General features: G+C 28.7%; 27 protein-coding genes and 3 tRNA genes. 15 read left to right on the forward strand and 15 right to left on the reverse strand.

All coding sequences use genetic code 11. The annotated features are described in order from the left end of the window. Nucleotides 1-177: 177 nt before the first annotated feature. Nucleotides 178-807, reverse strand: coding sequence for a 7-carboxy-7-deazaguanine synthase QueE (locus BTO07_RS00045; protein WP_087519265.1), 630 nt, complete (start codon nucleotides 805-807; stop codon nucleotides 178-180). Between the two features lie 241 nt (nucleotides 808-1,048). Between BTO07_RS00045 and rpsA the strand changes: the two genes are divergently transcribed. From rpsA to BTO07_RS00060, 3 genes are all read left to right on the forward strand, one after another. Beyond that, nucleotides 1,049-2,866 carry a 30S ribosomal protein S1 gene (gene rpsA / locus BTO07_RS00050; protein WP_087519266.1) on the forward strand — a complete coding sequence of 606 codons (1,818 nt, stop codon included), beginning with the start codon at nucleotides 1,049-1,051 and terminating at the stop codon, nucleotides 2,864-2,866. 492 nt (nucleotides 2,867-3,358) lie between these two features. Then, nucleotides 3,359-4,750, forward strand: coding sequence for a phosphoglucosamine mutase (glmM, locus tag BTO07_RS00055; RefSeq protein WP_087519267.1), 1,392 nt, complete (start codon nucleotides 3,359-3,361; stop codon nucleotides 4,748-4,750). A 13-nt stretch (nucleotides 4,751-4,763) separates the two neighbouring features. After that, nucleotides 4,764-5,612, forward strand: a complete 849-nt coding sequence (locus BTO07_RS00060; RefSeq protein ID WP_232457064.1) for a hypothetical protein — start codon at nucleotides 4,764-4,766, stop codon at nucleotides 5,610-5,612. Between the two features lie 183 nt (nucleotides 5,613-5,795). On the opposite strand, the gene BTO07_RS00065 is transcribed toward BTO07_RS00060, so the two are convergent. Continuing rightward, nucleotides 5,796-6,707 carry a lysophospholipid acyltransferase family protein gene (locus BTO07_RS00065; RefSeq protein ID WP_257789757.1) on the reverse strand — a complete coding sequence of 304 codons (912 nt, stop codon included), beginning with the start codon at nucleotides 6,705-6,707 and terminating at the stop codon, nucleotides 5,796-5,798. A gap of 62 nt (nucleotides 6,708-6,769) precedes the next feature. Here BTO07_RS00065 and BTO07_RS00070 point away from each other — a divergent pair, with 62 nt between their 5' ends. Next, on the forward strand, nucleotides 6,770-7,426 hold the full coding sequence (locus tag BTO07_RS00070; RefSeq protein ID WP_087519270.1) for a rhomboid family intramembrane serine protease: 657 nt from the start codon (nucleotides 6,770-6,772) through the stop codon (nucleotides 7,424-7,426). A gap of 157 nt (nucleotides 7,427-7,583) precedes the next feature. On the opposite strand, the gene BTO07_RS00075 is transcribed toward BTO07_RS00070, so the two are convergent. The 3 genes from BTO07_RS00075 to BTO07_RS00085 form a co-directional block, all read right to left on the reverse strand. Then, nucleotides 7,584-7,656: transfer RNA gene (locus BTO07_RS00075), tRNA-Gly, on the reverse strand. A 104-nt stretch (nucleotides 7,657-7,760) separates the two neighbouring features. Then, nucleotides 7,761-7,833 (reverse strand) — tRNA-Gly (locus BTO07_RS00080). A 60-nt stretch (nucleotides 7,834-7,893) separates the two neighbouring features. Beyond that, nucleotides 7,894-8,340, reverse strand: a complete 447-nt coding sequence (locus tag BTO07_RS00085; protein WP_087519271.1) for a GNAT family N-acetyltransferase — start codon at nucleotides 8,338-8,340, stop codon at nucleotides 7,894-7,896. A 71-nt stretch (nucleotides 8,341-8,411) separates the two neighbouring features. Between BTO07_RS00085 and BTO07_RS00090 the strand changes: the two genes are divergently transcribed. Further along, on the forward strand, nucleotides 8,412-9,287 hold the full coding sequence (locus tag BTO07_RS00090) for an MBL fold metallo-hydrolase (RefSeq protein WP_087519272.1): 876 nt from the start codon (nucleotides 8,412-8,414) through the stop codon (nucleotides 9,285-9,287). 34 nt (nucleotides 9,288-9,321) lie between these two features. Here BTO07_RS00090 and BTO07_RS00095 read toward each other — a convergent pair. Beyond that, nucleotides 9,322-9,395: transfer RNA gene (locus BTO07_RS00095), tRNA-Met, on the reverse strand. Between the two features lie 107 nt (nucleotides 9,396-9,502). Between BTO07_RS00095 and BTO07_RS00100 the strand changes: the two genes are divergently transcribed. Further along, nucleotides 9,503-9,886: an START-like domain-containing protein gene (locus tag BTO07_RS00100; protein WP_087519273.1), complete on the forward strand. Its 384-nt coding sequence runs from the start codon at nucleotides 9,503-9,505 to the stop codon at nucleotides 9,884-9,886. Between the two features lie 102 nt (nucleotides 9,887-9,988). Further along, nucleotides 9,989-10,822, forward strand: coding sequence for an aminotransferase class IV (locus BTO07_RS00105; protein ID WP_087519274.1), 834 nt, complete (start codon nucleotides 9,989-9,991; stop codon nucleotides 10,820-10,822). On the opposite strand, the gene BTO07_RS00110 is transcribed toward BTO07_RS00105, so the two are convergent. The 5 genes from BTO07_RS00110 to BTO07_RS00130 all read right to left on the reverse strand — a co-directional run bounded on the left by BTO07_RS00110 (nucleotide 10,819) and on the right by BTO07_RS00130 (nucleotide 15,310). Beyond that, a complete protein-coding gene (locus BTO07_RS00110) occupies nucleotides 10,819-11,367 on the reverse strand; it encodes a YqgE/AlgH family protein (protein ID WP_087519275.1) in 549 nt (182 codons plus the stop codon). The genes BTO07_RS00105 and BTO07_RS00110 overlap by 4 nt on opposite strands. Before the next feature lie 103 nt (nucleotides 11,368-11,470). Next, on the reverse strand, nucleotides 11,471-11,743 hold the full coding sequence (locus BTO07_RS00115) for an HU family DNA-binding protein (RefSeq protein WP_087519276.1): 273 nt from the start codon (nucleotides 11,741-11,743) through the stop codon (nucleotides 11,471-11,473). A gap of 188 nt (nucleotides 11,744-11,931) precedes the next feature. Continuing rightward, on the reverse strand, nucleotides 11,932-12,876 hold the full coding sequence (gene fmt / locus BTO07_RS00120; protein WP_198342485.1) for a methionyl-tRNA formyltransferase: 945 nt from the start codon (nucleotides 12,874-12,876) through the stop codon (nucleotides 11,932-11,934). A 2-nt stretch (nucleotides 12,877-12,878) separates the two neighbouring features. Beyond that, nucleotides 12,879-14,771, reverse strand: coding sequence for a RecQ family ATP-dependent DNA helicase (locus tag BTO07_RS00125; RefSeq protein WP_087519277.1), 1,893 nt, complete (start codon nucleotides 14,769-14,771; stop codon nucleotides 12,879-12,881). Next, the gene (locus BTO07_RS00130; RefSeq protein WP_087519278.1) at nucleotides 14,768-15,310 is read right to left on the reverse strand and encodes an AAA family ATPase; all 543 of its coding nucleotides are present in this window, start codon (nucleotides 15,308-15,310) and stop codon (nucleotides 14,768-14,770) included. The genes BTO07_RS00125 and BTO07_RS00130 overlap by 4 nt, the downstream gene beginning before the upstream one ends. A 96-nt stretch (nucleotides 15,311-15,406) precedes the next feature. On the opposite strand from BTO07_RS00130, the gene BTO07_RS00135 reads away from it, so the two are divergent. From BTO07_RS00135 to BTO07_RS00155, 5 genes are read left to right on the forward strand one after another with little or no spacing between them, the layout of a single operon-like run. After that, nucleotides 15,407-15,688 (forward strand): DUF493 family protein, encoded by a 282-nt coding sequence (locus tag BTO07_RS00135; protein ID WP_087522512.1) that lies wholly within the window; start codon nucleotides 15,407-15,409, stop codon nucleotides 15,686-15,688. Between the two features lie 10 nt (nucleotides 15,689-15,698). Continuing rightward, complete coding sequence (locus tag BTO07_RS00140; protein ID WP_087519279.1) at nucleotides 15,699-17,333, forward strand: peptidylprolyl isomerase; 1,635 nt, start codon at nucleotides 15,699-15,701, stop codon at nucleotides 17,331-17,333. Further along, nucleotides 17,333-18,178, forward strand: coding sequence for a hypothetical protein (locus BTO07_RS00145; protein WP_087519280.1), 846 nt, complete (start codon nucleotides 17,333-17,335; stop codon nucleotides 18,176-18,178). Before BTO07_RS00140 ends, BTO07_RS00145 begins: the two co-directional genes overlap by 1 nt. Further along, nucleotides 18,144-19,523, forward strand: coding sequence for a peptidylprolyl isomerase (locus BTO07_RS00150; RefSeq protein ID WP_087519281.1), 1,380 nt, complete (start codon nucleotides 18,144-18,146; stop codon nucleotides 19,521-19,523). Before BTO07_RS00145 ends, BTO07_RS00150 begins: the two co-directional genes overlap by 35 nt. Beyond that, nucleotides 19,523-20,476, forward strand: a complete 954-nt coding sequence (locus tag BTO07_RS00155; RefSeq protein WP_087519282.1) for an AAA family ATPase — start codon at nucleotides 19,523-19,525, stop codon at nucleotides 20,474-20,476. Before BTO07_RS00150 ends, BTO07_RS00155 begins: the two co-directional genes overlap by 1 nt. Nucleotides 20,477-20,564: 88 nt before the next feature. Here the strand turns inward: BTO07_RS00155 and BTO07_RS00160 are convergent, their stop codons facing one another. The 3 genes from BTO07_RS00160 to BTO07_RS00170 are packed head-to-tail and all read right to left on the reverse strand — an operon-like array spanning nucleotide 20,565 to nucleotide 22,646. Next, nucleotides 20,565-21,110: an RsmD family RNA methyltransferase gene (locus BTO07_RS00160; RefSeq protein ID WP_087519283.1), complete on the reverse strand. Its 546-nt coding sequence runs from the start codon at nucleotides 21,108-21,110 to the stop codon at nucleotides 20,565-20,567. After that, nucleotides 21,107-21,928 carry a DUF3822 family protein gene (locus tag BTO07_RS00165; RefSeq protein ID WP_087519284.1) on the reverse strand — a complete coding sequence of 274 codons (822 nt, stop codon included), beginning with the start codon at nucleotides 21,926-21,928 and terminating at the stop codon, nucleotides 21,107-21,109. Before BTO07_RS00165 ends, BTO07_RS00160 begins: the two co-directional genes overlap by 4 nt. Further along, a complete protein-coding gene (locus BTO07_RS00170) occupies nucleotides 21,912-22,646 on the reverse strand; it encodes a hypothetical protein (protein ID WP_087519285.1) in 735 nt (244 codons plus the stop codon). The genes BTO07_RS00165 and BTO07_RS00170 overlap by 17 nt, the downstream gene beginning before the upstream one ends. A gap of 104 nt (nucleotides 22,647-22,750) precedes the next feature. Here BTO07_RS00170 and BTO07_RS00175 point away from each other — a divergent pair, with 104 nt between their 5' ends. Further along, nucleotides 22,751-24,175, forward strand: coding sequence for an ATP-dependent DNA helicase (locus tag BTO07_RS00175; protein ID WP_087519286.1), 1,425 nt, complete (start codon nucleotides 22,751-22,753; stop codon nucleotides 24,173-24,175). Here the strand turns inward: BTO07_RS00175 and BTO07_RS00180 are convergent. Continuing rightward, on the reverse strand, nucleotides 24,172-25,122 hold the full coding sequence (locus tag BTO07_RS00180) for a lipid A deacylase LpxR family protein (RefSeq protein ID WP_087519287.1): 951 nt from the start codon (nucleotides 25,120-25,122) through the stop codon (nucleotides 24,172-24,174). The genes BTO07_RS00175 and BTO07_RS00180 overlap by 4 nt on opposite strands. 93 nt (nucleotides 25,123-25,215) lie before the next feature. On the opposite strand from BTO07_RS00180, the gene ppk2 (BTO07_RS00185) reads away from it, so the two are divergent. Continuing rightward, nucleotides 25,216-26,070, forward strand: a complete 855-nt coding sequence (gene ppk2 / locus BTO07_RS00185) for a polyphosphate kinase 2 (protein ID WP_087519288.1) — start codon at nucleotides 25,216-25,218, stop codon at nucleotides 26,068-26,070. Between the two features lie 7 nt (nucleotides 26,071-26,077). After that, complete coding sequence (gene ppk2 / locus BTO07_RS00190; protein WP_087519289.1) at nucleotides 26,078-26,857, forward strand: polyphosphate kinase 2; 780 nt, start codon at nucleotides 26,078-26,080, stop codon at nucleotides 26,855-26,857. The last annotated feature ends 4 nt before the right edge of the window (nucleotides 26,858-26,861 follow it).

Below are 26,861 nucleotides of genomic sequence, written 5' to 3' on the forward strand. Positions count from 1 at the left end.
TTAGTCTAGCCCTGATTGAAACGGCATCCTTTTTATAGTCCTTTAAATAGAGCTCATAATTTTAAATAAAGAGATTGCGACAGTTTACAAAAAAGTAAACTTCGCAATGGCAACTATAAAAAGATATAGTGGAAAGCAGGAAATAGCTTCTAAAAAAAATATAACAATATCTGAATATTATGGAATATTCAGATATTTGTGTGTTTGTAAAGAAATTTTCCACTTTGGATTTTTCATCACATAATCTACAATAAGTTGCGTCATTTTTTCTTTTTTACTCCATTCTGGTTGTAAAAAAAGTTGACATTTATCTCCAACTTTAGCAGCTTCACGTTCTGCAAAATCAAAATCTGAATTATTTTGAATAATCATTTTTAATTCATCAGCTTCTGGATAACATTCTTCTAAAGGTAATTTTGTTTTCTTTGGGGAAAGACAAAACCAGTCCCATTTTCCAGAAAATGAATATGCTCCTGAAGTTTCTATATGTGTTTTTATATTGTTTTTTTGAAGGTTTTCGGTAATATAATCCATAGACCACATTAAAGGCTCACCACCAGTTATTACAACTGTTTTTGCGTGATTTGTTACATTATTTACAATAGTATCTGCTAATGTTGGAGGGTGCAAATTAGCATCCCAACTTTCTTTAACATCACACCAATGGCAACCAACATCGCAACCACCAAGTCTAATAAAATAAGCAGCGGTTCCTGTATGAGAACCTTCACCTTGTATTGTGTAAAACTCTTCCATTAATGGAAGCATTATTCCTTTATCTACTAAATCTTTTGTCTTTTTATCCATCGTCATTCTAATCAATCAAAAAGGTTTTAAAAGTGCAAAGGTAGTTTTTTGTGTATCATTAATAAAAAGAATAATAATTTAATTCTAAAGTGTTTAAAATCAACTAATTTTTGTAAATTTGCACTCCTTTTTACGAGAACAGATTTGTTAAAGGAAATATATAAAACAATTTATAAAAACAACTCTTTGCGTTTTTATCGTTAAAAATCTGAAAAACAATAAGATACAAAGTAATTTCAGAATGTCTGAAGAAACAAAAAACACTGAAGAGCAAGTAGTTGCTACTGAAGTACAAGAAACAGCGACTCCAGCTGTAGATCCAACACAATTTTTAGCAGATTTTAACTGGCACAAATACGAACAAGGTATTGAGGCTGTTGATGAAGAAAAATTAGTTGAGTTCGAAAAAGCGTTAGAAGGAACTGTAGGTTTCGTAAACGAGAGAGACGTAATTGAAGGAACTGTAATCAGAATTACTGATAGAGATGCAATCATCGATATCAACTCTAAATCTGAAGGAGTTATTTCTTTAAACGAATTCCGTTACAACCAAGGTTTAGCTGAAGGAGATAAAGTAGAAGTATTAGTAGACAAAAGAGAAGATTCTTCTGGTCAATTAGTATTATCACACAAAAAAGCAAGAGTAATAAAAGCATGGGAACGTGTTAACAATGCTCATGAAACTGGTGAAGTAGTTAACGGTTTCGTTAAATGTAGAACTAGAGGTGGTATGATTGTAGATGTTTTCGGAATCGAAGCATTTTTACCAGGATCTCAAATTGACGTTAAGCCAATTAGAGATTACGATCAGTATGTTGAGAAAACAATGGAATTCAAAGTTGTTAAAATCAACCACGAATTTAAAAACGTTGTTGTATCTCATAAAGCTCTTATTGAAGCTGATATTGAATTACAGAAAAAAGAAATTATTGGTCAATTAGAAAAAGGACAAGTATTAGAAGGTATTGTTAAAAATATTACTTCTTATGGTGTCTTTGTTGATTTAGGTGGTGTAGATGGATTAGTTCATATTACAGATTTATCTTGGTCAAGAATCAATCATCCAAATGAGGTTGTTGAGTTAGATCAAAAATTAAACGTTGTAATTTTAGACTTTGATGATAACAAATCTAGAATCCAATTAGGATTAAAACAATTATCTGCTCATCCTTGGGAAGCTTTAAATGCTGATTTAAAAATCGGAGATAAAGTAAATGGTGAAGTTGTTGTTTTAGCTGATTATGGAGCATTCGTAGAAGTAGAACAAGGAGTAGAAGGGTTAATTCACGTTTCTGAAATGTCTTGGTCAACTCACTTACGTTCTGCACAAGATTTCGTAAAAGTTGGAGATAAAGTTGAAGCTCAAATTTTAACTTTAGACCGTGAAGACAGAAAAATGTCTTTAGGTATCAAACAATTACATCCAGATCCTTGGACTGACATCGTTGCTAAATATCCTGTAGGTTCTACTCACACTGGTACTGTAAGAAATTACACTAACTTTGGTGTATTCGTAGAATTAGAAGAAGGTATTGACGGTTTAGTTTATATTTCTGATTTATCTTGGACTAAGAAAGTGAAACATCCTTCAGATTTTGTAACTGTTGGTGATAAACTTGAAGTACAAGTATTAGAATTAGATGTTGAAAACAGAAAGTTAAACTTAGGTCATAAGCAAACTCAAGATAACCCTTGGGATGCACATGAAGCTACGTATGCAATTGGTTCTAAACATACAGGAACAATCAAAGAAAAGAATGATAAAGGAGCAGTTGTAACTTTTGCTGATGGAGTAGAAGGTTTTGCACCAACAAGATTCTTAGAAAAAGAAGACGGTACTAAATTAGATAAAGGAAACACAATCGAATTTGTAGTTTTAGAATTCTCTAAAGAATACAGAAGAGTTGTTGTATCTCATACATCTTTATTTAAAGAGCAAGAGAAAAGAAATGTGAAAGTTGCCGTTAAGAAAGCAGCAGAAGCAGAAAAAACTACCTTAGGAGATATCGGTGGACTTGCAGCATTAAAGAAGAAAATGGAAGAAGGTAACAAGAAATAATAATTTCTAAGTTATTTTTCCTGCCCAGGTAGGAAACCATAATATATTAAAAGTCGTTACAATTTGTAACGGCTTTTTTTTATGCATTAAAGTTTCAAAAAACTGTAGGTATAAATCTCACGATATTTCATTTTTGAATACTGAATACTGAATACTGAATACTGAATACTGAATACTGAATACTGAATACTGTCAACTCTTTTTGGGCGTTACCTAAAGGTCGGGCTTTACGCACTCGCTTTTTTTATGCTGATTTTATTTCAGCACCTGTAAATGTTATAATAATTTCATTATTTAGATGAGATATTGAAACGAGTTTAACATAAAAAAGAGCTCAAACAAATGCTTCAATCCCTAACGCAGACTATTTGCAAGTTTTTTACAATATTCTTTGTTAATAGCCAATCAAAAAGCATTTTTTAGACTTTTACTAATGAACTAAATAAGAATAATTTATATTTGTTTAGCCAAAATAAAAGACAATAACACAATATGACATTAATAAAATCAATTTCAGGAATAAGAGGAACAATCGGTGGTAAAACTGCTGATAATTTAACACCATTAGATGCTGTAAAATTTGCTTCGGCTTATGGAGCTTTTATTATTGCACGAAACTCAGGTAAGAAAAAAATAAAAGTTGTAATTGGTAGAGATGCACGTATCTCTGGTAAAATGATTTCTAGTTTAGTAGCAAATACTTTAGTAGGTTTAGGAATCGATGTTATAGATTTAGGATTATCAACAACACCAACTGTAGAAGTTGCTGTTCCTATGGAAAATGCAGATGGAGGAATTATTTTAACAGCATCACATAATCCAAAACAATGGAATGCGTTAAAACTATTAAACGAAAAAGGAGAATTCTTAAATGGAGAAGAAGGAGAACAAATTCTTGTGTTAGCAGAAAGTGAAGATTTCTCTTTTGCAGAAGTAGATGATTTAGGTACTTATACTAAAGACAAAACATACGTTAAAAAACATATTGATGAAGTTTTAAAACTAGAATTAGTAGATGTAGAAGCAATCAAAGAAGCTAACTTTACGGTTGTTGTAGATGGAGTGAATTCTACAGGAGGAATTTTTATACCTGCTTTATTAAAAGAGTTGAATGTAGAATGTATTGAATTGTATTGTACTCCAAATGGAGAGTTTCCTCACAATCCAGAACCTTTAAAAGAACATTTAACAGATATTTCTGAACTTGTAGTAAAAGAACAAGCACATTTAGGAATAGTAGTAGATCCAGATGTTGATAGATTGGCTTTAGTTTCTGAAGACGGTTCTATGTTTGGTGAAGAATATACATTAGTTGCTTGTGCAGATTACGTTTTAGGAAAATTAGGAGGAGGAAATACAGTTTCTAACTTATCATCCTCTAGAGCATTAAGAGATGTTACTCAGAAACATGGAGGTACTTATACCGCATCTGCTGTAGGAGAAGTAAATGTTGTTATTAAAATGAAAGAAACTAATACTGTAATTGGTGGAGAAGGAAATGGAGGAATCATTTATCCTGCTTCTCATTATGGAAGAGATTCATTGGTTGGTGTAGCTTTATTTTTATCACATTTAGCAAATCAAAAAATGTCTTGTAAAGAATTAAGAGATTCGTATCCAAGTTATTTTATGAGCAAGAATAAAATTCAGTTAACTCCAGAAATAGATGTTGACAAAATTTTAGAAACAATGGCTGCTACATATTCAAATGAAGATGTAAATACAATAGATGGTGTAAAAATTGATTTTGCAGATGAGTGGATTCACTTACGTAAATCTAATACAGAACCAATTATTAGAATTTATACAGAAGCAAAATCACAACAAGCTGCAGATGATTTAGCAGTGAGGTTTATCAATGAAATTAAAGCAATAATTAAATAATTACTTAGAAAATTTGAATAAATATATTATAATTTTAGTTGTCTTATTTTTTAGCACAGTTTCTTTGGTTGGACAAGAAAACCCAACACCTTCTAAAAAAAATAAAGTTGTTAATAAAGGAAAGTTTTTTGTTTACTGGGGATGGAATTGGGCAAGTTATACCAATTCTGATATTAGATTTAAAGGAGAAAATTACGATTTTACTTTATCTGATGTAAAAGCACAAGACACTCCATCAAAATTTTCTATTAGTAAGTATTTTGGAATAACAAACATTACTAAACCTCAAACAAATGCTAGAATAGGTTATTTTTTCAAAGAAAATTATACAATTTCAATTGGTATTGATCATATGAAATATGTTGTAGATAATGATCAGTTTGTAGATATAGATGGGAATATAAATATAGGTAATTCTAAGTATTATGGAATCTATAATAATCAACAAGTTCAACTAACCGAAGATTTTTTACGTTTAGAACATACAGATGGTTTAAACTATTTGAATATAGAGCTAAAACGTTTTGATAATATTGATCATTGGTTTGGTTTAGATTTAGAAAATTTACAAATAAACTTAACAGAAGGTTTTGGGTTAGGAGTTTTATACCCAAAAACGGATACCACATTATTAGGAAAAGAAAGACATGACGATTTTCACTTATCTGGCTGGGGAGTTTCTGCAGGAGCAGGATTAAATATTACTTTTTTAAAGCATTTTTATATTCAGGCAGATTATAAAATAGGTTATATTAATATGCCAGATATTAAAACGTCATTAAATTCTGTAGATTCAGCATCACAGAGTTTTTATTTTTTCCAAAACAATATTTTAATAGGTGGTAGATTTAGATTGTTTTAAAAAAAAATCTATTGGTACAATTTGAATATGTTATTTATTAAGTATTAGAAAACTTAATTAAGTAATAAGTTTTAAATATCTAATAGCTTAATCAAAATATAAGTTGCTCCTTTTGCTACTAAAGAATTTCCATTAGAAATTCCTAGGTTACAAAAAAAGCAACTTTTTTTATGTAAAAATATGTTATAAGAACTCTTTAGGAACTTTATCTCTATGCTTAAAACGTCTGTGTGACCATAAATATAATTCAGGTTGTTGTTTTACATTCTCTTCAGTTAATTCTGTGTATTTATCAGTAATTTGATAATCTTCAAAATCTTTAGGAGTATCTGTTATCAATTGAAATTCTACTTCGTAATACCCTCTTTTAACTTTTTTTGCAACATAATTAATTACTACATAATCGAATCTTTTTGAGAGCATTTCTGCACCAGTGTGAATTGGTACTTTTATTCCGAAAAATTCTCTCCAATAATAAGTTTTATGAGGTTGAGGAGATTGATCACTTAATAAAATATAAGCTCCTTGTTTTTTATCACTAAAGTTTTTTTGCATCCCTCTTACAGTGTCAGAAGTTTTATATCCTTTAATACCAAATTTTTCTCTAGATTCTCTAACCCATTTTTCGAAATATTTATTATTTAATTTTGTATAAGCACCATAAACATCAATATTTAAAGCTAAAGGCATACTAATTGACCATTCCCAGTTTGCTTGATGCGCACCTACTAAAGCAATATTTCTACCTTGTTTTGCATATTTATCAACCAGTTCTGGGTTCTTGTATTTATATCTTTTTAATATTTGTTTTTCAGAAATAGAAAATGCTTTTACACTTTCCATAATTAGATCTATAAAATGTTTAAAAAACTTCTTAGAAATTTTCTTTAGCTCCTCATCAGACTTTTCAGGAAAAGAAAGCTTTAAATTATCTAAAACTACTTTTTTTCTGTATCCTATTATATAGTACATTAATATATAAAGGAAATCAGATTTTATATATAAAACCCTCATTGGTAATCTAGAAAGTACCCAAATAAAAGGGTAGGCAATAGCAAAAATTATAAATTTCATATAATACTTTTGGTGCTGCAAATATCGTATATAAATTTAAAATGGAATAGTATTAGTAATCTGTTTTTTAGTAAGTTTGTTTTATGATGAACAATATAAATCAAGCAGTTTTATTACTTATTATAGCCAATGTTTTGGTTTCTATGAAAGGGTTTAAAGATTATTCTTTTTTAGATAAATATAAGTTTCAAGTAAGTAGAATTTTATCAGGAGAGAAAATAAGAGCATTAACATCTGGTTTTTTACATGTAGATTGGATGCATCTTGGTTTTAATATGTATGCTTTATACCTTTTTGGAGATATTGTAGCAAATATTTTAGGGATTCCAAGTTTTCTAATCATCTATTTTGGTAGCTTATTAGCTGGTAGTTTATATTCACTTCAATATCATAAAGACGAACCTTATTATAGCGCTGTAGGTGCTTCTGGTGCAGTTTCTGGTATTGTTTACGCATCAATACTTTTATATCCTGCAATGGAGTTGTATTTATTCTTTATTCCAATACCAATTCCTGGATACATTTTTGGTGTAGGTTATTTATTATATTCTATCTACGGAATGAAAAAACAATTAGGCAATGTAGGTCATTCTGCACATTTAGGTGGGGCAATTGGAGGTTTTGCTTTAACATTATTATTAAACCCTTCAGTATTTTCAACCAATAAGATGTTAGTAATTGCATTAGGAATACCTATTTTGTTGTTATTGTTTTTTGGAGACAAATTAAAAAACTTATAAATTAAAAAACCGAAGCTTAAACGTTTCGGTTTTTTTTGTGTTTGAAAGACAAGTCTTTACCTTGTTTTTATTGATGCAAATTTACTGCTTAACTTTTTCATTTTTATACAATATTTAGCATAAAAAAAGACTCCATAAATATTTATGAAGTCTTATGAGCGAAAGACCAGGTTCGAACTGGCGACATTCAGCTTGGAAGGCTGACGCTCTACCAACTGAGCTACTTTCGCGTGGTAATGAGCTGCAAATATAGAATCTTTTTTGAGTTCTACAAGTGTTTTTTTATATAAAATTTGAGCAAAAAAAGACTCCATAATATTTATGAAGTCTTTTGAGCGAAAGACCAGGTTCGAACTGGCGACATTCAGCTTGGAAGGCTGACGCTCTACCAACTGAGCTACTTTCGCATGGTAAAGAGCTGCAAATATAGAATGTTTTTTGAGTTTTACAACTGTTTTTTTAAAAAATTAATAAAACTTTTTGTCATCCCGTAATACCTTTAAAAAGTGAAATCCATAGATGTTATAACCTTCATTATAATAGAATTTATGAGATTGAGGATTGTTTACATATGCATTTAATTCTATGGCTTCACAACCTTTACTTTTAACATGATTATCAATCCAATTAAAGAATTGCTTTCCAAGACCTTGTCCTCTAATTGTGTCGTCTAAAATTACGTGATCTGGCTCAACAGTTTTACCAATATAATGTCTTGTTGAATACCAAAGGCCAGAAATACCGACTAATTTTCCATCCAAATATAAGCCTACACATTCATAATTTGCTATTTCAGCTATTTCTAAAACTCTTTCTTTTAATAATTCTGGAGGTGTTTTTGAGTTTAATTTTGTTAAAAGTGGAATTATAGTCAAAATTTCTTCTGCTTTAATGACTTGTATTTGTGTTTTCATGCGTATTAATTTTAAATAAATATATTGTTTGTATATTTCATCAGTAAATATAATCATCAAAATTATTAATAATGAATTCTATTAAACTATTTAGTATCTCAATTTTTATCACTTTTTCTATGCAATCGCAAAAAAAAGAGGTGCAAATAATAACAACAAAAATTTCTGATCAGGTATTTATGTTAAAAGGTCAAGGAGGAAACATAGGATTATTTATTGGTGATGATGCTGTTTTTATGATTGATGACCAATTTGCACCATTAACACCTAAAATTTTAGAAGCAATTAAAAAGATAACTCCCAAACCTGTAAATTATTTAATGAATACGCATTGGCATGGAGATCATACAGGAGGAAACTTAAATATGCAAAAAGAAGGAGCTCTAATTTTGGCACATAAAAATGTTAGAAAAAGAATGAGTGTTGATCAGGTTATAAGAGGTAAAGTTAAGAAAGCATCACCAAAAGAAGCACTACCAGTAATTACTTTTACAGAAGATATGATGATGCATATTAATAATGACGATATTTATGTTTCTCACATTCATAAAGCTCACACTGATGGAGATGCTTTAGTCTATTTCACCAAAAACAACATTTTACATACTGGAGATGCTTACTTTCAAGGTAAGTTTCCTTACATAGATTTGTCTTCTGGAGGAAGTATTAATGGTTATATAGATGGAATACAGAAAATGATAGTTCTTGCGAATGATGAAACTAAAATTATTCCAGGTCATGGAAATATTTCTAATAAGAGAGAGCTTATTTCTTTTAAAAAGATGTTAGTTGATTTAAAATCAAGGATTCAAACTGAAATAGATAATGGTAAAACTTTAGAAGAAGTAAAACATAACAAAAAAATCACTAAAGATTATGTCTCTTTTAATGGTTGGATTACCGAAGAAAAGATAAAGATTGCTATTTATAAGAGCTTAAATAAATAAAAAAATCCCAAACAAATTGTTTAGGATTTTTTAGTAGCGAGAACGGGATTTGAACCCGTGACCTCAGGGTTATGAATCCTGCGCTCTAACCAACTGAGCTACCTCGCCATTCTTTTGAGGCTGCAAATATAAATTAATTTTATGAACTCGCAAGAAGTGTTTTAATTTTTTTTAAATAGAATTATTACCTATATTGTCGTCTTAAGATAATAATAATGGATAAAGTAAAATTCGAACTAGAAATTCCTATTCACGCATCACCTCACATGCTATATCAATATATCTCATCCCCTTCTAATTTACAAGAATGGTTTGCAGATAAAGTTAACTCTAGAGGTAAAGAGTATAGTTTTGTTTGGGATGGAGAAGAAGAAAAAGCAGAGTTAATAACTAAAAAAACGGATGATAGAATTCGTTTTAAATGGTTAGAAAGTGAAGATGATGACAGCTTCTTTGAAATTAAAATTCAAGTTGATGCATTAACGAAAGATGTATCTTTAATTGTAACAGATTTTGCAGATGATGAAGATGAAGTAGAAGAGTCTAAGCAATTATGGGAAAATCAAATTGATGAATTAAGACATACTATAGGTGCTTAAATTAATCTTTTTATAAAATTATAAAACTCAACTTTTTTGTTGAGTTTTTTTATGCCTAAATATTTTAAAATACACTAATTTCGCATCTTTAAATTCTTAGTTATGATCAACTTCAATGGAGAGTTACAGAATCCAGAAAACATAAAATTATCATTAGAAAACAGAGCTTTTAAATATGGTGATGCCATTTTTGAAACTGTAAAGGTGATGCATAAAAAAGTGGTTTTTTGGGAAGATCATTATTTTAGATTAATGGCTTCTATGAGAATGCTTCGTATGAAAATTCCTATTGAGTTTACATTAGAATTTTTAGAACAAGAAATTTTAAAAACAGTTGCAACTCAAAATGAGGCAATTGCATACAGAGTTCGACTAAATGTTTTTAGAAAAGATGGAGGTTTATATACTCCAAAAACGAATAAAATTGATTTTACTATTGAAGCAAAAGAAAGTACTTATCAAACTAAAGATACTTATGCTTTAGATGTATATAAAGATTTTTATAATTATTCTGGGCTTTTATCAACCATAAAAACCAACAACAGAATGGTTAATACATTAGCAAGTATTTTTGCTGATGAAAATGATTTAGATAACTGTATTCTATTAAATGAGAAGAAAGGTGTAGTAGAAGTAACGAATGGAAATATATTTGTTGTGAAAGGAAATGTTGTAAAAACGCCCGCTTTAACAGAAGGATGTATTAAAGGTATTACGCGTCTTAAAGTTCTTGAAATTCTTTTTAGAAATAAGGAACTTACGATTGAGGAAACTTCAATATCTCCTTTTGAAATACAAAAAGCAGACGAAGTATTTATTACAAATGCAATTATTGGTGTACAACCTGTAACAAGTTATAAGAAAAAAACATTTTCTACTGAGATAGGGAAGAAGATTGCTAGTAATTTAAAAATATTACAAATAGCTGGTAATTAATTTAAATTAAAGTCACTTGGTGCATTTGCCCAAAGCTTATAATTACCTCCTTTTTGTAATAATTTATTTTTCCAGAGGCTTTCATCATCCACGGAAAAAATATTTTCGAAGTCATTTTCTCCTACAAACCAGGAGTTTTGATTCATTTCTTCGTCAAGTTGTTCTTTTTCCCAACCAGAATATCCTAAAAAGAAGCGAATATCAGAAGTTTCAATCTCTTCATTGTTTAATAAGTCTTTTAGAGATTCAAAATTTCCTCCCCAAAAAATTCCGTTAGCAACTTCGACACTATCTGGAAGTAACTGAGGTATTTTATGTACAAAATATAAATTATCTTGTTCTACAGGTCCACCTTGATAAACAGGAAAATGACAATTAATATCTGGTAATAAATCGTTAAGAGTATACTCTAAAGGTCTGTTTAAAATAAAACCAACAGAATTGCTTTTTGTGTGCTCAGTTAGTAAAACTATGGTTCTATTAAAAGAGCTATCATTTAAAATAGCTGGCTCTGCAATTAGTAATTTACCTTTAGTTGGTTTCAAATGATATTTTATAAATTATGATACTTTAAATATAATAAAATTTTTGGAACAAAAAAAACTCTCTTAAAAAGAGAGTTTTTATATACTTTAAAAACTAAGAGTCTTAGTTTACAGCGTCGCTTAAACCAGCTCCTGCTTTAAATTTTGCTACGTTTTTAGCAGCAATTTGAATAGTTTTTCCAGTTTGAGGATTTCTACCAGTTCTAGCAGCTCTGTTAGAAACAGAAAAAGTACCAAAACCAACTAAAGCAACTTTGTTACCACCTTTTAAAGCAGAAGTTACATTTCCTGTAAAAGATTCTAATGCCGCTTTAGCTGCTACTTTAGAAATTCCTGCATCAGCAGCCATTGCATCGATTAAATCTGACTTGTTCATAATAAATTGATTTTTAAAATTAATTGAATAAATTTTTTTGCTTAATAGCTTAACAAATATAGACGGATTAAGGCCTTACGCAAATTAGAGGGTGAAAAAAGTGCCCTTTTGTTAATAAAACGACGTAAATTGTTAATAAACCTAGTTGTAAAATACGAAAAACTGTAAAAACCTTACTGTTAGAGGCTTTAGATGAATCTCGCTTCAGATGAAAAAGTGAAGCCATTTAATAAACTTTTAGCATCCATTTTTTTCTTTCCAGATAACTTAATTTCATCAATAATGATGAATCCTTTAGTAACAGCGACTTTCAATTCTTTCTTTGTTGCAATAATTTTACCAACTGCTATATTATGTGCTTCATTTTCTTTTCTAACAGCATAAATTTTAGAAGAAATTTCTTCTTCTTCATTTTTTATAATTGACCAAGCTGCTGGAAAAGGATTTAAACCTCTAATTTTATTATATATATTGTCTATTGAATCTGTCCAATCTATTCTACAGTTTTCTGGATTCAATTTTGAAGCAGATTTTTCTTCTAAATCAGGTTGTTTTGTGGTGCTGACTTTTCCGGTTTCTATTAAGTCTACCGTTTTAGAAACTAAACCAGCTCCTAAGTTCATCAATTTGTCATGAAGTGTACCAACAGTTTCAGTTTCTAAAACTTCAATTTCTTCTTGTAAGATAATTTCACCTGTATCAATTTTATCATCAATAAAAAAGGTAGTAACACCAGTTTTGGTTTCTCCATTTATAATTGCCCAATGTATTGGCGCTGCACCTCTATATTCTGGTAATAAGGAAGCGTGTAAATTAAAAGTACCATATTTAGGCATTTTCCAAACCATTGCTGGTAACATTCTAAAAGCAACTACAATTTGTAAATCTGCTTTTAAAGCTTTTAATTCCTTATTAAAGTCTTCATTTTTTAAATTTGTAGGTTGCAAAATCGGTAGGTTTACAGAAGTTGCATATTTTTTTACTGCAGATTCATTTAACTTTCTTCCTCTTCCTGCAGGTTTATCTGATGCTGTTATAACGCCAACAACATTATAATCATTTTCTACTAAGTGTTTTAAAATAGTAACAGCAAAATCTGGAGTTCCCATAAAAACAATACGTAAGTCTTTCATAATTATAAATTTAGTTGGTATTTATTCTGATGATTTATTTTGATTTTATCATCCGTTAGTAATAGTCGCAAATGTATTAAAATGTCTTTTTCATTCGCAACTAAAGATTCACTAATTTCTGCGGATGATAAACTGCGATGGTTCTTTAGAAGTTGAATTATTTCTGATGCTAAATTTACAGTCGACTTTCTGTTTTCTGAAATACAAACATCACAAATGCCGCATTTTTCTGCCTTTACTTCATCAAAATAACCTAAAACCTGAATACTTCTACAAATAGTGTCGTTATTTATAAACTGAATTAAGTCTTCAGATTTCTTTTTCTTCTGATTTATAAACTGCTTCATTTCTTTTGAAAATCGATTTATAGTGTAATCATCTTCTCTAGGAAATAAAAAAGTAAGGTCAGATTCATTTTTTACAGCTTTATACTCAATAATATTATCTTCTTGTAAACGCTCGAAATTCGATAACACAAGATTGGTTGTAATTCCTGCTTTTTTAGCAATAAAAAACTCATTAATATTTACTTCTTGCTCAAATAAACCAGCATACGTCCTTAAAATTGAATTTGTGAATTTCTTTATAAAAGGATTTTTATCCAAATAATTTAAAACCGTTTTACTATTCACAATAAATAGGAGTGTAGATTTCTTATTATAATGACTGCTAATTTCTATAATTCCGTTGTTTGATAAAATTTTAAGAGCGGTATCAACCTTTAAAACAGAGAAATTATATTTTTTACAAAATTCTAAAAGATTAAAAGAAAAAGGTTCTTCAATCAATTCACCTAAAGAAATTTGAAAATATTGATATAATTTTTTATGAATCTCTTTAATCTCTTTGATGCTTAATAACGTTTTCTCTAATCGATCTTTAAATAATAATGTGTCGCTTTTATTAAATAACAAAACGGCAAATGATTTTTTATTGTTTCTACCAGCTCTACCCGTTTCTTGTACGTAATTTTCAATACTAGAAGGAATATCTAAATGAATTACCAAACTAACATTAGCTTTGTCAATTCCCATTCCGAATGCATTTGTAGCAACAATAATGGGGGTTTTTTCAGTCATCCAATTTTCAAAAGAAATATTTTTTTCTACGGATGATAATCCTCCGTGGTAAAAAGAACTTTTAAAGTTGTTGGCGTTTAAAAAAGCAGCAATCTGTTCTGTTTTTTTTCTAGAATTGACATAAACAATTGCTGGTGTTTTTGTTTTGGTGAAAATTTGAAGTAAACGTTGTAATTTATCTTCAATTGTAAAAATTTGATAGGCTAAATTATCTCTAGAAAACGATTTTTTAAAAATCTGTGGTTCTTTTAAATCCAGATTTGTAGAAATGTCTTTAAGAACTTTTTCGTTTGCTGTTGCGGTTAATGCAATAAAAGGAACATCAGGTTTTAATTCTCTTAAAATTTTAATATTTCTGTAAGAAGGTCTAAAATCGTGTCCCCATTCAGAGATACAATGCGCTTCATCAATTGCAATTAAATTAATATTTAATTCTTTTATTTTTTGCTGAATAAAAAAAGATTGCAATCTTTCTGGAGAAATATATAAGAATTTAGTTCCACCGAATTTAATATTATCAAACAAAGTGATTATTTCATCTTGTGTAGATCCAGATTTAATACTTGTTGCTTTAATTCCTTTTTGAGTTAAGCTTTCTACTTGATCTTGCATTAATGCAATTAAAGGAGAAATTACCAAGCAAACACCGCCTTTTGCCAATGCAGGAACTTGAAAACAAATAGATTTTCCTCCACCAGTAGGCAACAAAGCAATTACATCTTTTTGTTCTAAAACGGTTGTGATTATTTCTTCTTGTAGGGCTCTAAATTCTGAAAAGCCCCAATATTTTTTTAATATTTCTTTAGAAGAAATCATAATTCACAAGAAAGTGAATTAAGCACAAAATTGGTTCTTTCATCTAAAGAGCCAAAAGGAACATTAATAATATTGTAACCTAAATCTGAATATGATTTCATTAAAAAAACATCAATTGCAGTTGTTTCTTCAAAAGTTTCATAACGCTCATTATCAATTTCATGAATGTCTTTCCATGGAGAAAAATGAAATACTTTGTCATATTTATATTGCTTACTTTTTTCAATATAAATTGATGGATATTCCGTTTTAAAGAAATCCATGTACGCATGAACATCAGGAATTCCTCTATCAAAAAAAACAAGTTCAGAATCAGATTTCTCTGCGTCTAAAAATTGTTGCTCTCTACCTTCTAATAACATTTGGCTAAATAGTAAAGGTTGCGTTAAAAACATTTGTTCTATACCTTGTTCTTTCGCTTTTAAAGTTACTTCTCTAGATATTTCTGGAAAGCAAAAATAATCTCGCTTAATTAATTCATTTAAAACCGAAGTTTTTCCTGTTCCTGGTCCGCCAATTAATAGAATTTTTTGCTGCATTCGACAAAAATAAATGATTCCCCTTATAAAACTAATTTTTAATGTAATTTTGTGTCTTATTATTTATATTTAATTTATAAAAAAGAAACTATTTTTATGAGCGATAAGAAAGAGTTTTACACAAAATTGAAAGCACAATTAGATGATACAACTACATTTCCTGCCGATTATCTGTATAAGTTTATTGTACCTACGGATGCTAATCAGGTAGGTGAAGTAGAAGAGATATTTAACGATTCTGGAGCTGTAATAAATAAAAAAAAATCAAAGACAGGGAAATATGTTAGCGTTTCTATCGTAATAAAGATAGAAATATCAGAGCATGTAATTACATATTATCAAAAAGCAGAAAAAATTAAAGGAATAATTTCGTTATAATTAAAAATTTATGAGAAAAATAGTTTTATTAGTTGTTTTAAGTATATCAGTATCAGTTTTCGCACAGAAAAAAGATAAAAAACTAATTACAATAGATGGAGAAAAAATAACAGTTTCAGAATTTAAAAGAGTTTATGAAAAGAATTTAGACGCTATAGATAATGAAGATGCTAAAAGTGTAACTAAAAATTTAGAGTTATATATAAACTATAAGTTAAAAGTGAAAGAAGCTTACGCAATTAAGCTTGATACTTTACCTTCTTATAAAAGAGAAATGGAAACGTATAAAAACCAACTTTCTGCTCCTTATTTACAAGACACTACTTTTATAGACAAATTAGTAAAAGATGCTTATTTTAGGACTAAAAATCAAGTAAAAGCAAAGCACATCTTAATAAGAATGCCTAGAGAAGCAACACCAAAAGACACTTTATTAGCTTATAATAAAATTTTTAAATTAAGAGAGCGTATTTTAAACGGTGAAAAATTTGAAGTAGTTGCTGCTGAGTCTTCTGATGATAAATCTGCACAAGATGATCCAAAAACAGGTAGAAAAGGAAATGGTGGTAATTTAGGTTATTTCTCTGCTTTTAATATGGTGTACCCTTTTGAGAATGCTGCTTATTCTACTAAAATTGGTGAAATTTCGATGCCTTTTAAAACGCAATTTGGTTATCATATAATGCAAGTAGACGATTTTAAAGAGTCTAAAGGAGAAATTGAAGCAGCTCATATTCTAATTAGAGATACTTCTGCTGTTGGAGAAAAGAAGATTGTTGATGTTTATATTAAATTACAAGCGAAAGAAAAGTTTGAAGACTTAGCTAAAGAATATTCAGAAGATCCAGGATCTAAAGGTAATGGAGGTAAATTAGGTAAGTTTGGTGCAGGAAGAATGGTGAAACCGTTTTCTGACGCTGCATTTTCTTTAGAAAATGTTAACGATTACTCTAAGCCTTTTAAAACTCGTTTTGGATGGCATATTGTTAAGTTAATAAAGAAATACCCTATTAAGTCTTTTGATGAAATGAAAAAAGGTTTAAAAACAAAAGTTAAAAAGAGTTCTAGAATGCAATTGTCTGAAAAAGCAGTTGTGAATAAATTAAAAAAAGAATATTCTATTATAGAGTTTGAAGACGCAAAAAAGATTTTAGATAGAAAGAATTTAAGATCGATTCCTAAAGATTCTTTACAAGGTACAATTATCAGTATTAATGATAAAAAAGTAACGCAAGAAACTTTTATTAAGTATATTAGAAATAGAAGACATTTGGCAACCTTTAAACTTTTTGAAATGTTTAAAGAAGATCAAATAATGACATATTATAAAGAAAACTTAATTCATACAGAACCAGAATATGCGTATACATTAAAAGAGTATGAAGATGGTTTGTTACTTTTTGAATTAATGCAAAATAAAATTTGGACAAAGTCTTCTAAAGATACTCTTGGTTTAAAAAAATATTTCGAATCTAATACAGTTAATTACAAAACAGATGATTTAAAATCGATAAAAGGGCAGGTGATTAACGATTATCAAAACTTTTTAGAGAAAAACTGGATTGCAGATTTAAGAAAGAAAAGTAAAATTAAAGTTGATAAAAAACAATTAAAGAAACTAATTAAATTCTACGGAAAAAATTAATGAAGTACTTCCTTTTTATATTTTGTATTGTTCTTTTTGCTTCTTGCGATCTTTTTAAAATCCAAGAAAAAGAAAGTAACGCTTCAGAAATTGTAGCTATTGTTAATACAGAGAAACTGTTTAGAAAAGATTTAGAAGGTGTTTTGCCTAAAAATATAAATAAAGGCGATAGTCTTGTTTTAGTTAATAGTTATATTCAAAATTGGGCAATTAAAAGACTTCTATTAGAAAAGGCAAAGAATAATAGCTCATTAGAAACGGTTAACCAAATAGATGATTTAGTTCAAGATTATAAAGAAAGTCTATTAATTAATAATTATAAAGAGCAACTTATAAAACAAAAATTAGATACTATTGTTTCTGAGGAAGAATTAGAAAAATATTATTTACTGAATAAAGAAAACTTTAAACTAAATGAAGAATTAGTTAAAATAAGGTACCTTCATGTAGATAATAATATGATTGATATAGATGAGATTTTGTCTCTTTTTAAATCTGATGATATAAATGACTTAGAAGAGTTAGAAAAACGAGAGTTAAGCTTTAAATTCCATCAATTTAACGATTCAACTTGGACTCAATTAGATAAGGTTTTGTTAAAACTTCCTTTTTCAAAGGGTAAACTGTTAAAAAAAACAAAATTCATCGAAAAACAAGATTCAATAGGTTTATATTTGGCAACCATAAAAGATGTTTTACCACGTAATTCTATAGCACCTATAAGCTATATAACATCAACAATAAAACAAATGATTTTACATAAACGTAAAATTGAATTATTAAGAGATATAGAAAAAATAATAGTAAAAGATGCAACACAGAACAACAATTTCAAAATATATTAAATTATCAGTTTGTACCCTTTTCTTCGGATTTGTAGGATTACAAACTTCTGCTCAGAAAATTAAAATTGATGGAGTAGCAGTTGTAATAGGTAAAAACATTGTTTTAGATTCTGATATTGCTAAGTTTAAGCAAGAAGTTGAATTAAGAAGTGAAGGAAAAGTAAAAATTACTGACTGCGAAATGTTAGAAGAATTAATGCAGCAGAAATTAATGGCACATCACGCAATTGTTGATAGTGTTACAGTATCTGACCCCGAAATTACATCTAGAGTAGATAGAAGTATTCAATATTTTACGCAACAATATGGTAGTATAGAAAAAGTGATTAAAGCTTATGGTTTTAATGACTTAGAAGATTTAAAAAAGGAATTAACTACAGTTCAAACAGAAAATGTTTTAATTGAAAAAGAGCAACAAAAAGTTACTGAAAAAGTAGATGTTACTCCAGAAGAAGTTCGTTTATATTATGTTGGATTAAAAGATAAAGGAGAATTACCTCAATTTCCTGCAGAAATAGAACTTGCTCAAATTGTTTTAAAAGCTGTTCCTACAAATGAAGAAACAGAAAGAGTTATTGCTAAACTACTTGAAATTAAAAAGCAAATAGAAGATGGTTCTAGTTTTAAAATGAAAGCTATTATTAATTCTGATGATCCAGGAGTTACAAGTAATGGAGGTGAATATACTGTAACTAAAGAGTCTGCTTTTATTAAAGAATTTAAAGAAATGGCTTTTACACTAGATATTGGTCAGGTTTCAAAACCATTTAAATCTCAGTTTGGTTACCATATTATGCAATTGCACGCAATTAAAGGTAATACAAGAATTGCATCTCATATTTTAATGCAACCAGAAGTTCCTGAAGATAAATTAAAAGAAATTAAAGAGAAAGCAGAAAAAATTATAGTTGATATTAGAGAAGGTAAAATAACTTTTGATGATGCTGTTAAGAAATATTCTGATGATGATACTAAGAAAAATGGAGGACTTATTGTAAACCCATCTACGGGAGAATCAAAATTTGATTTAACAAGAATGGACCCTGCTTTTTATGCAAGGGTTAGTGATCTTAAAAAAGGTGAAATGACAGAGCCTTTTTATGATGAAGAAAGATCTGGAGATAAAATGTATAAGTTTATTTTAATGAAAGACAGAACAGATACTCATGTTGCAGATATTATTGAAGATTATGTTAAAGTACAACAATTAGCCCTTCAAAAAAAGAAAGAAGAAACCATTACAAAGTGGGCTAAAGAAAAAATAAAAGATACTTATATTAAAATAGGAGAAGATCATGGTAAGTGTACTTTTGATAAGAACTGGAAAAAAGAAGTAAGTAAATAATGTCTGACGTTAAAGCAGTAAATGATTTAGTATTTAAATACAACGCCTTAAAGGCAGAAATAGGTAAGGTTATAATTGGTCAGCACGAAGCTGTAAATTTCACTTTATTATCTATTCTTTGTGGAGGACACTCATTATTAGTTGGAGTTCCTGGTTTAGCAAAAACGTTGTTGGTAAATACTGTTTCTGATGCTTTAGGATTAAACTTTAAAAGAATACAATTTACACCAGATTTAATGCCTTCTGATATTTTAGGAAGTGAAATTTTAGATGAAAACAGACATTTTAAATTTATAAAAGGCCCTATTTTCTCTAATATTATTCTTGCTGATGAGATTAATAGAACGCCTCCAAAAACACAGGCAGCTTTATTAGAAGCAATGCAAGAACGTTCTGTAACTGTTTCTGGAAATCATTATAAATTAGATTTACCATTTTTTGTATTAGCAACTCAAAATCCTATTGAGCAAGAAGGAACGTATCCTTTACCAGAAGCTCAGTTAGATCGTTTTATGTTTTCAATTTATTTAGAATACCCTTCTTTTGAAGAAGAAGTTGCTGTAGTAAAAAGCACAACAGGTAATAAAAGTGAAACAATAAATCCTTTATTTTCATCTGAAGAAATTGTTGAGGTACAAAAATTAATACGTAAAATTCCTGTAGCAGATAATGTTATAGAATATGCAGTTCGTTTAGTAGGTAAAACAAGACCTAAATCTAAAGAAGCAACAGAATTAGTTAAATCTTATTTAGATTGGGGAGCAGGTCCAAGAGCCTCTCAGAATTTAATATTAGCAGCAAAAGCATATGCAGCAGTTAATGGAAAGTTTTCACCAGATATAGAAGATGTAAAAGCAGTTGCTATTCCTATTTTATCTCATAGAATTGTGAAAAATTATAAAGCAGAAGCAGAAGGAATTACTATTTCAGATATTATAAAATCTCTCTTATAGAAATTACCTTTTAATATAAAACATAAAAAACACGGCATTTGCCGTGTTTTTTATGTTTTATAAGTATAATAATAAAGCTTAGTAAAAACTATTGTTCTAGGTTTTCAAAGAAACTAAATACATTTCCTCCATAACGTTTATCGTAAATATGATTTTCATGTTTAGATAAATCTGTATGTTTAGAATGTTCTACAATTAAAATACCTTCTTCTTTTAAAATATTTTGAGAGAATACTAAATCTACGATTTTTAAAAATTGTTCTGCATCAAAATCATATGGTGGATCTGCAAAAATTACATCAGCTTGTAAAGTGGTTTTTTCTAAAAATTTATAGACATCACTTTTAAAAGTATTTATTGGTAAGTCTAATTCTTTTGCTGTTTCGTTAATGTATTTAATACATCCAAAATGAGCATCAATTGCATAAATTGTTTTGGTACCTCTAGAAGCAAACTCATAACTGATGTTTCCTGTACCAGAGAATAAATCTATTACAGAAATACTATCAAAATAATAGGTGTTATTTAAGATGTTAAATAGCGATTCTTTTGCCATGTCTGTTGTTGGACGAACAGGTAAGTTTTTAGGCGCTTTTAAACGTCTGCTTTTATGCTTTCCGGAAATTATTCTCATGAATTTAAAAGGATATAATTTGAATGTTTAGAAGCGTTTAATTTGTCGAAAATGTTATTCTTACTTTCTAAAAAGAAAATATTTCTGATATATTGATATGCAATAGTATAGATTTCTGATTCTAATTCAATATCTCCAGTAAAATATAGTTTTACTTCTTCTACATCTAATTTTAATTGCTCAAATGTAAATAGGATATAATAAATAAAGTCTTCTTTAGTTTCAAAATAAAAAGAATTTGAAAATTCTAATTGCTTATTTTGAAGAACAACTATATCAATAGTATCTTTTGAAACATTTACAAACACCTTTTTTTCATCAGAATTAGGTAAAGTAATTAAACTTTCAATAAATGAAGTAAGATGATGTTTGTATTCAAACTCGCCAAAATTTTGAAATAAGTAATTATTGATGTTTACATAAGGTACGTAAACGTTTTTTGCATTTACACTTTGTATATCATCAAAAGCAATAAAATCTGTAGCTAATGTTTTAATATTAAAATTAAGATATTCAGAAAGTTTCACTTCAGAAAAATAAGCATTAGGTACTAACGTAAATAAATTGTTTTGATGTATTACTAATACAGAAGAGAAATCTTTTTGTAAGTATTCGTCTGTTTTAAAGATTTCTTCAATCTTTTTTAATAAACCTTCAGGAGTTATTTGTTTTTCTTCAAATATATATTCAGAAAAATATAAAACTTCTTTAGTTGTATTGTTTGTTATACAAAAAGAAAATCCATCCAAATTAAATTGGATGGATAACTTAGTATCTTTAATGTTTATTAAAGTAGTATTACTATTCTTTTTTATCACCTGCTTTTTTATCGTAAGAAGGAGGCCAATTACCACCAGTTGAAACTTCATCTAAAGAACCAACAGAAACAAACTCTCCTTTAATTTGGTCTGTAGCAATTGCTTCTAATTCTTGTTTAATTAAAGAAGAATCCATTCCTTTTAAAATACCTGCTTTTTCAGTTTTCACGATGAATGTAGGTACTATTAATCCCTGTACTTTTTCTACAGTTCCTATTTCAATATCAAATTCTTTTCCTTCTGTACCAGGAACTTTAAACATATCTTGGTAATTTCTGCCTTTAAAATACTTTGCAACAGATTCATAACCAATAGTATCTATTTTTCTGATTTCTACATCAATAATAATTCCACCACCTCTATCTTCTTTTTCTACAATAGTTTTAGTTTCTGTTAAAGCTACTTGTGCAGTATCAATAAATTTAATTAAACCAGCTTTATCTTTCGTATAATTACCAGTTACTTCAAAATGCTTTACTTCTGCATCTCTAATTATTTTTAATTGATTAATAACTTTAGCATATTTTGTAACTTTTTGTTTATTAAATATAATTGGCTGCATTATTCCATAGTATATTTTATAAATTAAAAATACTGATAATACCAGTAACAATATCGATGCAATCCATCTCAATTTTAAAGGTAAATATTTAACTATAATAATAGCTAAAAGCACTGCAACTAAAACCGCTGCCAAAATCATTCCGATTAATCCCATTTTAATTATGTTTTTTTAATAGTCTCTAGCAAATCTACAATTTTTTTTTAACGATAAAAACTTTTATTAGCAAATCAATGTATCTTTGTTGAATTAATTTTTATATGATAAAAAAACCAGCCGAATTTTACTCAGAATTGCTGAAAAAGTTTCAATATTCTCCAACTTCTAAACAAAACACGTTGTTACGCCTTTTAAGTGACTTTATTTTTGGAGAAGATAAAGATGATTTGTTTTTATTGAAAGGATATGCAGGTACAGGAAAAACGACAACAATTAGTGCTTTTGTAAATAGTTTGGCTTCTGCAGGAAAAAAATCAGTTTTGTTGGCTCCTACAGGTAGAGCCGCAAAAGTGATTTCTTTGTACTCAAAAAGAGAAGCTTTTACGATTCATAAGAAGATCTATTTTCCAAAGAAACAATCCAATGGTTCTGTAGATTTTGTTTTACAGCCAAATAAGCATAGAAATACAATTTTTATTATTGATGAAGCTTCTATGATTCCTGATAGTAGACAAAATCAAAAATTATTTGAAACGGGTTCTTTATTAGACGATTTAATAAGATATGTTTATTCTGGTCATCAATGTAAATTGATATTTATTGGTGATACAGCTCAATTACCACCAGTAAAATTAAATATTAGTCCTGCCTTAGAACATGATACTTTAACGTATGATTTTCATAAGAATGTAACAGAAATAGAATTAGATGAGGTAATGCGTCAGCATGAAGATTCTGGTATACTTGCAAATGCAACTTTATTAAGGTTGATGATTCAAAATGATGCAACCGATTTTCAATTTAATATCGATTTTCCTGATATTATACGATTAGAAGATGGTTATGATATTGAAGATGCTTTAGTGACTGCTTATGATAATGATGGAGTAGAGGATACTGCTTTTATTGTACGTTCTAACAAAAGAGCAAATCAGTATAATGAACAAATTAGAATGCATATTCGTGGACAAGAAAACGAAATATCTCCAGGTGATTATATAATGGTTGTTAAGAATAATTATTTTTGGTTAAAAGAAAATTCAACCGCAGGTTTTATTGCCAATGGAGATATTTGTGAAGTTTTAAAAATATTTTCCATCAAAGAATTATACGGTTTTAAATTTGCAGAAGTTGAGGTTAGAATGATTGACTATCCAGATATGCAACCTTTTGAAACGGTATTGTTATTAGATACTTTAACAAGTGAAACACCTTCTTTAACTTATGAAGAGTCAAATAAATTATATCAAGCAGTAAAAGAAGATTATGCACACGAAAAATCAAAATCGAAACAGTTTTTAGCAATTAAAAAAAATGTCTTTTTTAATGCATTGCAAGTAAAATTCTCTTATTCTATGACGTGTCATAAATCTCAAGGAGGACAATGGAAAACTGTTTTTATTGAACAACCTTATTTACCAGAAGGAGTTTCTAAGGAATATTATAGATGGCTATATACGGCATTAACAAGAGCACAAGAAAAGTTGTATTTAATAGGTTTTAAAGATGATTTATTTAATGATTAACGAAGTAGGTAGTTAATTATTATACTTCCGTACTTATGTCCATAAGTATATCTTAAGTCTTTAGATTTGTTCGTATTGTAAATAAAAGTATATCCGAAGTTAAAACGATTTGCAGTAAATTTTAAACCTAATTCTATATCAAGAACTATCGGCACCAATTCTTTAGTAACTAAACTTGTATTGTTTAAAAAACTTCCTTGTAAAGTTGCGTCATAAACAGCATAACGTAACATCGGCTTTATATATAAAAAAGATTCAACTTCTCTAAAAGAGTTATTTTGTTCGTTGTTCAAACTCGTGTTAAAAGCGATTGAATTAGATATCTTTTGCAAAGGTCTAAATCCTATTCTTGCATTAATACCTGTTGACATATTTGTATAAATTGTACCTAGGTTAAGCTCGTTAGTCCAAGTAATATCAAAAAGATTTTTCTCAGTATTTAAGATTGTTGTTAAATATTCAGCATTAAAATTTAGAACAAATGCGTTTTCTATTTGATATTCCCAACCAACAGCTTCCTTAAAACCATAAATATCATGAATAAATTCTTGCAGTTCTTCTGCATAAGAATTAGAACCTATTACACCAATTTGTATTGATGTATTTAAAATTTGTGGTTTTTTATAAACTCTATTTATACCAAAACTTCCATACAAATACCCCGCAAAAGGTCTATCGTGCTGACTAATATTGTAAACTACAGCTTTATTTGGAGTATACATTTCATGTCCTAATTTCCATTCTAAAATGCGTTTCTCTAAAGATTCGTTTTTATTATTAGAAAGATATCTGTATGCTAAAAAAATACCACTAGTATAATATCTATCTCTTACTTTAGAAACATATAAATCGTTGTCAGTGATAAAGCTTATATCTTGCGAAAATTTTTCTTGTGATATTGTAAGTGATGAAACAAATAAAAGCAGCGTAAAGATGTAGTATTTCATAACAAGCAAATATAAAAGAACTAAATTAAATTGCTGTTTTTTTTATTGATTTATGAAAAAAAAAACTATTTTTAGACCAAGTAAAAAGAATTAATGGAAATCAAAGAAGGATTAAGTTCAGAAGACTTTCAGAACGCTAAAACTAGTGAGGAATTATTCGCTCTTATAAAAGAGAAGAATAAATCTTGTAAGAAAGTAAAAGAAACAGTTATATATAATGAAGAACTAAGGTTGCTTCAAATAGAGCTTGTTAAATTACAAAGATGGATATCTAACAACAATAAACGTGTCGCTATTATTTTTGAAGGAAGAGACGCTGCTGGTAAAGGTGGTAATATTCGTAGATTTATGGAACATCTAAACCCGCGTTCTAGTAGATTAGTTGCATTAAATAAACCTACTGAAATAGAAAAAGGGCAATGGTATTTTCAACGTTATATTAAGGAGTTACCAAACCCAGGAGAAATTGTTTTTTTTGACAGAAGTTGGTACAATAGAGCTGTTGTAGAACCTGTTATGGGGTTTTGTTCAGATCAGCAATACAAAGAATTTTTAGTGCAAGTTCCTGAATTTGAACACATGATGTATGAAGATGGAGTTATTATTATTAAATTCTGGCTTTCTATTACTAAAGATGAACAGCATAAACGTTTTGAAGGAAGAAAAGAAAATCCATTAAAAAGATGGAAATTTAGTCCGGTGGATAAACAAGGACAAATTCTTTGGGATAGATATACGCATTACAAAGAAGAAATGTTTTCTAAAACACATACGTCATACAGTCCTTGGATGCTGATAAAAACAAACGATAAAAAAGTAGCAAGGTTAGAGGCAATTAGACATGTTTTATCAAAGTTTGATTATGAAGAAAAGGAAGCGAAAATAGTTTTAAACCCTGATCCTAATGTTGTTATGCGTTATTATAGATCTAACACTCAAATAGATTAAGTTTATGATGGAATTATCACCTAAAAATTTAAAAAAACTCAATTCTAAAAAAGGGTTATTAGCACTTTTATCTAAAGAACCTCTAAATGTTGATAGAGCAATTCGATATGTAGATTATCAAAAGAAACTACAAGAATTACAAGTAGAATTGATTCGCTTACAAACATGGGCAATTAATCAAGAAGAACGAATAATTGTTATTTTTGAAGGACGAGATGCTGCAGGTAAAGGTGGAGCAATAAGAAGATTAACAGAACGTATTAATCCACGTCATATGCGTATTGTTGCTTTACCAAAACCAACAGAAGACGAACAATCTCAATGGTATTTTCAGAGATATGTAGAGCAACTTCCTAAAGCAGGAGAAATTGTTTTTTTTGATAGAAGTTGGTATAATAGAGCTGTTATAGAACCTGTTAATGGGTTTTGTACACAAAAGGAATATGATATTTTTATGAATCAAGTGAATGATTTTGAAAGAATGATTTTAGAATCTGGAATTCATGTCGTTAAAATTTACATGTCTATATCTAAAAAAGAGCAATCTAAACGTTTTGAAGAAATAAAAAGTGATCCATTAAAGCAATGGAAAATGACAAAACTAGATGAGAAAGCTCAAGATTTTTGGGATGATTACACCGTATATAAAAAATCTATGTTCGAGAAAACAAATACAGAAATTTCTCCTTGGAAAATTATTAGGGCAAATAGAAAAACGGATGCTCGTATAAATGTGATTAATCACATCTTAGATAGTATTCCTTATGATAAAAATTTAAAAATTTAAAAAT

Origin of the sequence: Polaribacter sp. SA4-12 (assembly GCF_002163675.1) — a bacterium.
Taxonomy (GTDB): Bacteria; Bacteroidota; Bacteroidia; order Flavobacteriales; family Flavobacteriaceae; genus Polaribacter.